9 protein-coding genes are annotated in these 11066 nt (G+C 63.0%); 6 read left to right on the top strand and 3 right to left on the bottom strand.

The window, feature by feature from the left end:
• The 3 genes from AYR66_RS11120 to AYR66_RS11110 all read right to left on the bottom strand — a co-directional run.
• On the bottom strand, window positions 1-662 hold a 662-nt coding region (locus AYR66_RS11120), incomplete at its 3' end, for an efflux RND transporter periplasmic adaptor subunit (RefSeq protein ID WP_474647530.1).
• The gene (locus tag AYR66_RS11115) at window positions 659-3034 is read right to left on the bottom strand and encodes an ABC transporter permease (RefSeq protein WP_088707538.1); all 2376 of its coding nucleotides are present in this window, start codon (window positions 3032-3034) and stop codon (window positions 659-661) included. The genes AYR66_RS11115 and AYR66_RS11120, both read right to left, overlap by 4 nt.
• Window positions 3028-3750, bottom strand: a complete 723-nt coding sequence (locus AYR66_RS11110; RefSeq protein ID WP_088709753.1) for an ABC transporter ATP-binding protein — start codon at window positions 3748-3750, stop codon at window positions 3028-3030. The genes AYR66_RS11115 and AYR66_RS11110 overlap by 7 nt, the downstream gene beginning before the upstream one ends.
• A gap of 254 nt (window positions 3751-4004) precedes the next feature.
• Between AYR66_RS11110 and fabI the strand changes: the two genes are divergently transcribed.
• From fabI to AYR66_RS11075, 6 genes are all read left to right on the top strand, one after another.
• Window positions 4005-4766, top strand: coding sequence for an enoyl-ACP reductase FabI (gene fabI, locus AYR66_RS11105; RefSeq protein WP_088707537.1), 762 nt, complete (start codon window positions 4005-4007; stop codon window positions 4764-4766).
• 87 nt (window positions 4767-4853) lie between these two features.
• Window positions 4854-6029 (top strand): serine hydrolase domain-containing protein, encoded by a 1176-nt coding sequence (locus AYR66_RS11100; RefSeq protein ID WP_088707536.1) that lies wholly within the window; start codon window positions 4854-4856, stop codon window positions 6027-6029.
• A gap of 444 nt (window positions 6030-6473) precedes the next feature.
• Window positions 6474-6929, top strand: coding sequence for a bacteriohemerythrin (locus AYR66_RS11090; RefSeq protein WP_088709752.1), 456 nt, complete (start codon window positions 6474-6476; stop codon window positions 6927-6929).
• Between the two features lie 22 nt (window positions 6930-6951).
• Complete coding sequence (locus AYR66_RS11085) at window positions 6952-7482, top strand: DsrE family protein (protein ID WP_088707534.1); 531 nt, start codon at window positions 6952-6954, stop codon at window positions 7480-7482.
• Window positions 7483-7903: 421 nt separating this feature from the next.
• Complete coding sequence (locus tag AYR66_RS30395) at window positions 7904-9583, top strand: methyl-accepting chemotaxis protein (RefSeq protein ID WP_088707533.1); 1680 nt, start codon at window positions 7904-7906, stop codon at window positions 9581-9583.
• A gap of 85 nt (window positions 9584-9668) precedes the next feature.
• Window positions 9669-11066, top strand: a 1398-nt coding sequence (locus tag AYR66_RS11075) for an FAD-dependent oxidoreductase (RefSeq protein ID WP_141104216.1), incomplete at its 3' end; no start/stop codon positions are given.

Genomic DNA, 11066 nt, shown 5'->3' with positions numbered 1-11066 from the left:
CCATCAACCGGGGCATTCAGGTCGATCCGGCGCTTGCCGCCGCTGTCGCTCACGAGCAAGGCGGCTTCGGCGGCGCGCACGTCGGCCTGCGCCGCCTGCTGGCGCGAGCGGGCGGCGTCCCATTCGGCGCGGCTGTTCTTTTCGGCGGTGACGGCTTTTTCCGCTGCCTGGGGCGACATGAAGTTGTCCTTGACCAGCCGCTCGATGCGCGCGCGTTCGCTGGCGGCGAACTGCATGTCGGTCATGGCCCGCCCGGCACGTTGCGCGGCTTCCTGCGCCAGCGCCTTGGCCGCATCGAGGCGGGCAACAGCTTCCTGCCGCTGCCGCGCATCCATCGGCAAGGGGCTCAGGCTCGCCACCATCTGCCCGCGCCGGACTGCATCACCGTCGTGCCATTCGATGCGCTGCAGTTCAGCTGCGACCGGCGCGGCGACCACGTATCTGTCATGCACGCGCACCTGGCCCTGGTTGTTGACGGTGACCTGCATCGGGCCTTCGTCGACCTGGGCAAGTTCGACCTTGACAGGATCCGGGGAGAACAGCAGCCAGAGGAGTCCGGCGGTGGCGACAGTCGCCAGCGATGCAATGGCGACCGTTTTCGGCCGCATCTTCCTTGCCTTGGTGTCTTCGGCAAGCGGGGTTTTGGTTCGGGTATCCATCATTCGCGTGTCTTGAGGACTTCAATCAGATCGAGTTTCTGCACCTTGCGCCATACGAGGTAGCCGGAAACGGCGGCCGCCAGCAGCACGACGCCGATCGAGAGCAGGAATGTGCGCGTACTGACCACGAGGGGAATGCGGAACAGCTCCTGGCTCAGCAGTTCGGAAAGCAGGGCGGACAGTGCATAACCGAGCACGCATCCCAGCGGGATGGCCGCCAGCGTGAGCAAGCCTTGTTCGCCGAGCAGCATGCGGCCGACCTCGCCGCGCGTGAAGCCGAGGATGCGCAGGCTCGCCAGTTCAACCGCATGCTCGGACAGGGCGATGCGCGCCGCGTTGTACACGACACCGGCCGCAATCACGCAGGCGAAGGCGACCAGCACCATGGTGTTGATCTTCATGTTCTGCGCGACGGTCGACAGGAAGCTTTGCAGTGTCGCTTCGCGCAGGTTCACGCTGCCGACCGCGGGGATTGACTTGAGTGTGCTGTACAGTTCGGCCTGGTGTTTCGGATCGACAGCGAGGAATGCTCCGGAAGCGGTTTCCGGTTCCGACAGGATGCGGGCGAGGGCGGCATTGGACATGTACGAAAAAGTGCCGATCGGCTCGTCAACGATGAGCGTCACCGGGATTGTGGCGGACGCGCGCTTGCCTTCCAGCGATTCCACCGTCAGCGCATCGCCGGCGGAGACGCCGAGGATTTCAGCGAGCTTTTTCGTCAGCACGATGCCTTCTTGCGGCAGGTCGACCGGCTGCTCTCGTTCGTCGAGGATCATGCGCAGCTCGCGTACCGGCGCCATGCCCATGATGACGGTCTTCTTCATGCGGTGGCGGAAGCGCATCCTGACCGGAAGGCTGCGGAAGGGCTCGACGCGCAGCACGCCGGGCAGGGCGGCGAGGTTGTGCGCCACGGACAGGTCGCACGCTTCGTTGAAGCTGAGCGTCACATCGTCGCGCTGCGCGGTGCGGAACTGGAGGCGAATGATCTCGTTGAGCGCATCAAAGGTGTACTGGCCGGTGATCACCAGCGCGACCGCCAGCGCGAGGCCCAGGATGGAGAGCAGGGACTTGGCCGCGTTGCGTTCCAGGTTGCGCAGTACCATTCGCACCGGCAACGGCATGTAGCGCTGCAATCCAAGCCGTTCCAACGGGCCGGGCCTGAAATGCGCGGGCGCCTCCGGCCGCATCGCTTCCGCCGGCGCCAGGCGCAGCACGCGCACCGCCGCAAGCCACGCGCCGAACACCGCCGAGAAGATGGCAACCACCAGCGACAGCGCGATCGAAAATCCCGACAGCCGGAACGCCATGCTGGGGAAGTGGTAAAACTCCGCATACAGCCCGGCCAGCCCCTGTCCCAGCCAGGTCCCCAATGCCACGCCGAGCACGCCTCCCGCCATCACGGTCAGCACCGCGAACTTGATGTAGTGCGCGGCAACCGAAAAGCTGCCGTAGCCGAAGCTCTTTAGGAGCGCGATCTGCGCGCGTTGCAAGGTGATGATGCGCAGGAGCACGTTGTGGATCAGGAAGGCGGTGACGCCGAGGAAGATGGCGGGAATGATGGTGCCGCTTACGCGGTTGGAGGACAGTTCGTTGTCGATGAAGCTGTGCGACACCTGCTCCCTGCGGCCATAGGCGCCGAGCGAGCCATAGGGCGCGAGCAGGATGTCGAGCTGCTCGATGACGCGCTGTTCACTGGCATGCGGTGCGAGGATGACGGCGACGTCGTTGAAACTGTCGCGCATGTTCAGCGCGGCAGCCAGCGCATCGCGCGCCATCCACAACACGCCGAAGCGCCGGTTGTCGGGAAAGCTGTTGCCCTTGATTTCGTTGACGTACTCCGGCGAGATGCCGATGCCGACGATATACAGCCGTTCCTTTCGGCCGTTGATGATGGCTGCCAGGCTATCGCCGGGACGCAAATGGTTGGCGGTGGAGAAGGCTTCGCTGGCCAGCACTTCGAGCCGGTTCCCCGTTTCCGGCAGCCGTCCGCTGCGCAGGTGCACGCGGTTGAGTCCGGTGCCGGGTGTCGCGGGCAGCGATACCAGGCGGGCGCTGGCCGGCTCGTCCAGGCCGGGCACGTCGAGCGAGGCGTCGAACACCACGCGCCCGTCGGCATCGTTTACCCCTGGAATCTCGCGTACGCGATCGACCAGCGTGAGCGGCGCATTCTTCACATGCGCGAACACATGGGCGAAGCGGTAGCGCTCGTAATAGGAGTGCTGCGCCTCCAGCAGCGCTTCATAGCCACCGCGCATCGTGACTAGCGTCGCGATGCCGCACATCGCCACCATGGCAATTGCCAGCGCCTGTCCGCGCATGCGCCACAAGTCGCGCAGCAGCTTGGTATCGACAGGGCGCAGGCGCAGGGTCACCACCGGATGTCTCCCGGCGCGAGACGTTGCGCGTTGGTCTCGATGCGCGTGATGCAGCCGCTGCTGATATGAATCACGCGGTGCGCCATGCCGGCGATCGCCGCGTTGTGCGTGATGACGGCGGTGGTCGTCCCCAGTTCGCGGTTGATGCGGTCGAGCACTTCCAGCACCAGCTTCCCGGTTCGGAAGTCGAGGGCGCCGGTCGGCTCGTCGCACAGCAGCATGTCCGGCTGCTTGGCGATGGCGCGGGCGATGGCCACGCGCTGCTGCTCGCCGCCCGACAGTTGCGCGGGAAAATGATGCATCCGCTCCTCCAGTCCGACCATGCGCAATGCTTCCGCAGGATCCATCGGATGCGGGCTGATCTCGGTGACGAGCTGCACGTTTTCGAGCGCGGTCAGGCTGGGGATGAGGTTGTAGAACTGGAAGACGAAGCCGACATGCTCGCGCCGGAACGCAGTCAGCTCGGCATCGCTCGCGCTTGTCAGGTCGTGGTCGAGGTAATGCAGCGTGCCCGCGCTCGGCGTGTCCAGTCCGCCAAGGATATTGAGCAGCGTCGACTTGCCGCTGCCCGATGCGCCGAGGAGAACGACGAACTCGCCTTCATACAGATCCAGGTTGACGTCGTGCAGCGCCAATACGCGCACCTCGCCCATGGTGTATGTCTTGGCGACATCGCGCAGGGAGAACACCGTGTTGCGTGGAACGGAGTCGGGCATCATCGTTCAAGTCTTGCAACGGTTGAGCGTCCACCGTAAAGGGATAGCTCCGAAATTTTGTTGATCCATGTCAACCGGGCCCGAATGGTGTCGCCATGAATGGCGATGTCGATGCTGCGCTGCGGCAAGAGCTGGTTATCCTTTGTTCCAGATCAAACCCGCCGTCCGATTGCCGCAGCCTGCAGGCAATCCAAAGCGGTGAAGCCCGGTCGCCTCGGGCTTTCCCCGATTCAAATCCAAGGAGCAAAGCAAGCATGAATCTCGCCAACAAAAAAGGGCTGGTCGTCGGCATCGCCAACGACGACAGCATTGCCTACGGGTGTGCGCGCGCATTCCGGGACGCAGGGGCGGACCTCGCCATCACCTTCCTGAATGCGAAGGCCGAGCCGCACGTGCGCCCGCTCGCCGAATCCCTCGGCAGCACCATTGTGATGCCCTGCGACGTACGCCAGGAAGGACAGGTTGAAGCCGTGTTCGAACGCATTACCGCGGAGTGGGGCAAGCTCGACTTCGTGCTGCACTCGATCGCCTTCGCGCCGAAGGATGACTTGCAGGGCCGCCTGGTCGACTGCTCGCGCGAAGGCTTCGCAATGGCGATGGAAGTGTCCTGCCATTCCTTCATCCGCATGGCGCGCCTCGCCGAGCCGCTGATGAAGGACGGCGGCTGCCTGCAGACGGTGACCTTCTTCGGCTCCGAACGCGTGGTCGAGCACTACAACATGATGGGGCCGGTGAAGGCTGCCCTCGAAAGTTCCGTGCGTTACCTGGCGGCGGAACTGGGCGTGAAGGGTATCCGCGTTCATGCGCTGTCGCCGGGGCCGCTGATGACGCGCGCGGCTTCCGGCATCGGCCACTTCGATGCCCTGCTCACGCGCGCGAAGGAGCGCTCCCCCGAACGCATGCTGGCGTCGATCGAGGACGTAGGCAACGTCGCCGCCTTCCTTGCGTCCGACGGCGCGCGGTCGCTGACGGGCAACGTGGAGTACATCGACGCGGGTTATCACATCATGGCGTGATTGCGGCGCAAGGCAAGCATGCCGATCCTCCATTAAAATCCGTTCGACCGTTCGGTTTTTCGACGGCGCAGACAAGGATGGAGACACATGGACGGATTTTCGGCACAGCGCCTGGAAGCGCTGAAAAAGCGGTTGCAGGTGGATATCGACGCGCGCTTCATCCCGGGCGCGGCCATGCTGGTCGCGCACAAGGGCAGGATCGTGTTCGAGACAGCAATGGGCGTGCAGGACCCGGAAACCGGGGTGCCCATGGCGCTGGACACGATCTTCCGCATCTATTCGATGACCAAGCCCATCGTGTCCGTGGCGACGATGATGCTGGTCGAGCAGGGACGCCTTCTGCTGAGCGATCCGATCGTGAATATCCTGCCGGAACTGCGCGGCATCAAGGTCGGGGTGGAAAGGGACGACGGCAAGGGCAAGCGCACCCTGCAGCTGGAAGAGGTGCGCCAGCCGATCACCGTGCAGGACTTGCTGCGCCATACGGCAGGCTTCACCTACGGCATCTTCGGCGACTCGCTGGTCAAGGAGGCGTACCGCAAGGCCGGCATCGGCAGCCCGCGCGCAACGAGTGACGAGTTCATTCGCCAGCTCGGGCAGGTGCCGCTCATGTACCAGCCGGGCACGGTCTGGGAATATAGCCATGCGACCGATGTGCTCGGCGTATTGCTGGAGCGCGTTTCTGGCATGCCGCTCGACGCGCTGCTGGAAGAACGTATCCTCGGCCCATTGGGCATGAAGGATTCCGGCTTCTGGGTGGATGAGAGCAGGCATCATCGCCTTGCCGAAGCGTTCGCGACCGACCCTGTCAACGGCACGGCCGTGAAGCTGAACCAGCCGCGCCGTAAGCCGAATTTCCTGGGTGGGGGCGGAGGCATGATGTCCACCCTGCATGACTATTTCCGCTTCGCGCAAATGCTCGCCAATGGCGGCGAACTCGACGGCGTGCGCCTGCTGTCGCGCAAGACGCTCGCGCTCATGACGAGCGACCACCTTGCCGACCTGCCGCTGGCGCGTTCGGGCCTGAGCTACCTGCCGGGTCCTGGCTACGGGTTCGGTCTCGGATTTTCCGTCCGCACGCATCCGGGCGGAGCAGTGATGCCGGGATCGGTGGGCGACTACAGCTGGAGCGGTCTGGCTGGCACGTATTTCTGGATAGATCCTGCCGAGGACATGCTGGCGATCTTCATGATGCAGGCGCCGGAACAGCGCACCCATTTCCGCCAGTTGTTCCGCAATCTGGTGTACGCGGCGCGCCTGTAGCAGGCCGCCCGGCCAGAATCGGCTTTTCTTGATCCAGGTCAATCCATGCCTTTCTTGTTGGCAACTCCTCGCCGGTTTCAGCCTTGAAGGGACCTGAAATTCTTCTAGAATGACCATCAGAAGAATAAGGTCTTGAAGGCTGGCGGAGATATCGGAGAGGAGCATCATGTTCGGGACGATTCTCGTGCCAACCGGCGGTTCGGCGTTGTCCGTCCGGGCCATCCGCGCCATGGTGCGGTTGTCGACAGACACGGGTGCCTGCCTGTCCGCCTTCTCCGTCGCAGAACCGAATTCGTTCTCCCCGCAATCCGCGTACCTCCACTTCGCCCCGTACGACAACAGGGCGGAGGATGTCGCGCAGGGGGCCGGGAAGAACGCCGGTGGATGCTGGCAAATTCGGCCATCCGCGTGATGGTCATTGGTTGCTTAATCAAGGAGGCTGTGATGCAAACGATCAAATGGTCTGAGGATATGACCCTCGGCGTGAAGGACATGGATGAGGCGCACAAGGTGTTCTTCGAGGACCTGAGCGCACTGCTGACCATGCCGGATGACCAGTTTCCCACTGCCTTCATGGGTCTCATCGGCAAGGTGGAAAAGGACTTCCGCGAGGAGGAAGACCTCATGGAAGAAATCGATTATCCCGGCCTGCTGGGACATCGCGAGCAGCACTCCCGTGTGCTGGGCGCGCTGCATCACGTCGCGCCGCATGTGTTGAATGGCGACATCGCCCTTGGCCGCGAGGCGGCGGAACTGCTGCCGCAATGGTTCCTGTTCCACCTGTCGACAATGGATACCGCGCTCGCGTTCGCGCTGGATACGCAAGGCGCGGAAATCAATCCCGCCACGATCCGCCTGGCTGCCGAACGTATTCGCCAGGGCATGGACCGGACGACTTGAACCAATGAAAAATGGAGTGTCGATGTTTTCGCTGTCACGTGCCTTTCATCATGCCGATCGGCCGGCGCACAGCAGCCTGCCCGGCCATCCCGTGCTGCGCCTGCTGGTTCTGATCGTCCTTGCACTTGCTGTACCTGTCGCCGCTATGGCCGGCGGCGTGTACGTGGCGGAACAGGGTAGGCCGCTTGCGCAAACCATGGGTCAAGCCCTTGCCGACAATCCGCACAAATCGGACAAGCCGTTCTGGATCGTCGTGGCCGGGGCCGATGCCGGCTTGCTGACCAGGACCCGGTCGACCCAGGATCTGCGGCAGATGCTGAAGACCGCGAAGGAGCGCGGAGCTGAAGTCTATGTTTGCCGCTCCGACCTCGTCCGCGCCGGCATTCGCGACGAGGAATTGCTGGATGGCGTCGTGTCCATGTATGGCTACGGACCGCAGGATTGGTCCGGTCTGCTGCCGGCTCGCAAGGATGGCATAGCGCTCCCATCGGATATGGCGCAGAGTCAGCGTATTCTCAACACCTGTGCAGTGGCACCCGCCACAGGGAGCTGATCCCTCAATGTGTTGTCAATAGGCAACGAAGTTATTCGTGTCCGGAAATCAGGCATATGCTGTACTGTCTGGTTTTCGGGCATTGCCAGCTAGTCACTGCTATGCCGTAAATCCCGATTCTGTAACACTTTTCGGCATCCTCGACGAAGCATCTCCCCTTTTCCATTCCTCCTGCATTCCGGCTTTTTCGGTGAATGTCCAATAATCGGACAGGTTGGCACCTTCGTAAAAATCTTCACAGGAAGGCAAGGTGGAAAATCACCATTCACTCCTTTACACTGGCCCTGCTGGGGTGTGCGTCAAGCACGCTTGATGTTCTAGCGCAGCAGAATTCAGTCCATCCAAACATTCGATCGGGCGCATGACAGCCCGGCAGGCGGATTCTTGCTGCTCCGTGCAATTTGGTCGGGGAGACACGGTTATGAATCTACGTACGGTGAAAATCGGTACGCGGCTGGGTATGGGTTTCGGCATCATCTTGGTCATGGTGGTCTGCGTGCTGATCGCGGACATCGTCATCAGCGCCAACAGCCGGCGCGTCCAGAACGAAGGATTGAAGGTGGCTACCGGCAAGGTGGCGGTAGCCAGCGCGATGCGCAGCGCGGTGCTGGAGGGCGGCATTGCCATGCGCAACGTCGGCTTGCAATACAGCACGCCTGAAATGCAGAAGGAAGAGAGCAAGGCGCTGGTGCAGCGCAAGCGCTTCCAGGAGGCACAGGACAAGATGCTGGCACTTGGCCTGTCGGCGGAAGAGAAGGCGATTGTCGCCAGCATCGCCGAGCTCAACAAGAAGACCGAAGAGCCCTTCAAGGAAGCCATCGAGAAGGTCAAGGATTATGCGAACGAGGCGGCCGGGAAGGTTATTTCGGCGCGCATCGATCCCCTCAACCAGCAAGCTATCACGGAAATCGACCGGCTGGTCGACATGCAGCAGAAAACGGTCGACGGGCTGATCGAGGCCTCGGAATCTGCAGGCCAGCGGCTGACCACGCTGCTCATGCTGATGGGCATCGTCACCGTGGCAACCGGCGGCGTCCTGTCCTTTGTCACCACGCGCAGCATCACCCATCCGTTGCAGGATGCGGTCGGCGTCGCCAAACGCGTGGCAGCCGGCAAGCTCGGCGCCGGGATCGAGGTGGTCGGCAAGGACGAAACCAGTGAGCTGTTGCGGGCCCTCAGGGAAATGGATGAAAGCCTGTCCCGCATCGTCAGCCAGGTACGCGCAGGGACGGATGAGATCGGCACCGCGTCCAACGAAATTTCCAGCGGCAACTCCAACCTGTCTTCCCGCACCGAATCGCAGGCAAGCGCCCTGCAGCAGACGGCTTCCTCGATGGAGCAGCTGACGTCGACCGTGAAGCACAATGCCGACAATGCGCAGCAGGCGAACAGGCTCGTGCGTTCGGCATCCGAGTCAGCGGTTAAGGGTGGCGAGGTGGTGAACCAGGTTGTCGAGACCATGGGCTCGATCAAGGACAGTTCGCGCAAGATCGTCGACATCATCGGTGTGATCGACGGCATCGCTTTCCAGACCAATATCCTTGCGTTGAATGCCGCCGTCGAAGCGGCCCGCGCCGGGGAGCAGGGGCGCGGCTTCGCGGTTGTGGCCGCCGAGGTGCGTACGCTCGCGCAACGCTCCGCACAGGCCGCGCGCGAGATCAAGGACTTGATCGGCGACTCGGTGAAGAAGGTCGAAAGCGGCAATGCCCTCGTCGACGACGCCGGCCGGCAGATGGACGAGATCGTCACGGCGGTCAAGCACGTGGCCGACATCATGAACGAGATTACCGAGGCGAGTCAGGAACAGAGTCGCGGCATCGAGGAAATCAACCGCGCCATCTCGACGATGGACGAGATGACGCAGCAGAACGCGGCGCTGGTGGAGCAGGCCGCCGCGGCCGCGGCATCGATGGAAATGCGCGCGTCGGCACTCGGGCAGACCGTGGCTGCATTTGACCTGAGCGCATCGGCAGGGGTGCTGCGCTCGGCCGAGGTATTGTCGCTTGAGAAAGTGCCGGAGCCGCGTACCGCGAACGACGTCAGCGCGCAGGTGCTTCCGCTGGGCAGCGTCAGGAAGGCGGCATTGCGCCTGCGCCAGTGAAATAAACCTATCGCCATCGGCCTTGTCTATCCGCAAAGGGCCGGCGTCCTGTGCCGGCCCGTCATGCGGACAGAAAGGACGAATCATGCTGGAAGCAAGCAATGGCGTATCCACTTCGGTATGGATGGCGACGGCTGCCGTGCCGGATTTTCCGCCGCTGGCGGGTGATATCGAGGCCGATGTCTGCGTGGTCGGCGCCGGCATTGCCGGGCTGACGACTGCCTATCTTCTTGGCAGGCAAGGTCGCAGCGTCGTGGTCGTCGATGCCCTCGGTGTGGGCGCCGGGGAGACCGGGCGCACCACCGCGCATTTTTTTCCGCCGGATGAATGGTATGCAGACATCAAGTCCGGCTTCGGCGAAAAGACTGCGAAGCTCGTCGCGGACGCCTATGCGCAATCGATCACGCAGGTCGAAACCATCATCCGGTACGAGAAGATCGATTGCGGATTCGAACGCGTCAGCGGCTACCTCTACTCGCTCGGCGCAGGCAACATCGACAAGGAGTTTGACGCAGCGAAGCGGGCAGGCGCCGATGTCGAACTGCTGGAACGTGTGCCCGGCCTGGCTTTCGATACCGGACGCTGCATCCATTTCCGCAACCAGGCGCAATTCCATCCGCTGAAGTACCTGGCTGGCCTGGCCGAGGCTGTCGTGCGTAATGGCGGGCGCGTGTACTGCGGGACGCGGGCGCTCGGCGTGGACGGGGATGCCAGGATGCAGACCGTGACCACATCCGGCGGCAAGGTCAGGGCAGATGCCGTCGTCATTGCCACCAACACGCCTTTCAATGACCGCGTGGTCATGCATACGAAGCAGGCTGGCTACCGCACCTACGTCATCGGATTGCGCGTGCCGAAGGATTCGGTACCGTCCATCCTGCTCTGGGATACCGGCGACCCCTACTATTACATCCGGACCGAGAAGAGCGGCGCGCAGGCGGACCACGACATTCTCGTCGTCGGCGGGGCGGACCACAAGGTCGGGCAGGATTACCATCCGCAGCATCGCTACGACGAACTGGAACGCTGGACGCGGGACCGTTTCCCGATGGCGGGTACCGTGGAATACCGCTGGTCGGGCGAGATCATGGAGCCGTCCGACGGGCTGGCCTACCTCGGCCGCAATCCGGTGGATGACCGCAATGTGTACATCATCACCGGCGACTCCGGCAACGGCATGACCCACACCACCATCGGCGCGATGCTGGTGACCGACCTCATCATGGGCCGCGAGAATCCCTGGCAGTCCGTCTACGCGCCCGCGCGCAAGGTGCGCCACGGTGTTGCCGACTTAGTCGCCGAGCAGGCCAATACCTTGTCTAAATACAGTGAGTGGGTGACCGGCGGTGAAGTGGACTCGGCGCAGGAAATCCCGGCCGGAGAAGGCGCCATCGTGCGCAACGGCATGCGCAAGGTGGCCGTGTACCGCGACGACGATGGGGCGCTGCACGCGGTGTCGGCGAAATGTACCCACCTCGGCTGT

Source organism: Noviherbaspirillum denitrificans (assembly GCF_002211445.1).
GTDB lineage: Bacteria > Pseudomonadota > Gammaproteobacteria > Burkholderiales > Burkholderiaceae_D > Noviherbaspirillum > Noviherbaspirillum denitrificans.
The sequence above is the reverse complement of the archived record's forward strand: the minus strand, read 5'-3'. Positions and strand labels throughout refer to the sequence as shown.

Excerpts from the sequence above, each read along its gene's own strand:
- AYR66_RS11110 (WP_088709753.1), bottom strand. The coding sequence starts at position 3,750 with ATGCCCGACTCCGTTCCACGCAACACGGTGTTCTCCCTGCGCGATGTC.
- fabI (WP_088707537.1), top strand. The coding sequence starts at position 4,005 with ATGAATCTCGCCAACAAAAAAGGGCTGGTCGTCGGCATCGCCAACGAC.
- AYR66_RS11100 (WP_088707536.1), top strand. The coding sequence starts at position 4,854 with ATGGACGGATTTTCGGCACAGCGCCTGGAAGCGCTGAAAAAGCGGTTG.
- AYR66_RS11090 (WP_088709752.1), top strand. The coding sequence starts at position 6,474 with ATGCAAACGATCAAATGGTCTGAGGATATGACCCTCGGCGTGAAGGAC.
- AYR66_RS11085 (WP_088707534.1), top strand. The coding sequence starts at position 6,952 with ATGTTTTCGCTGTCACGTGCCTTTCATCATGCCGATCGGCCGGCGCAC.
- AYR66_RS30395 (WP_088707533.1), top strand. The coding sequence starts at position 7,904 with ATGAATCTACGTACGGTGAAAATCGGTACGCGGCTGGGTATGGGTTTC.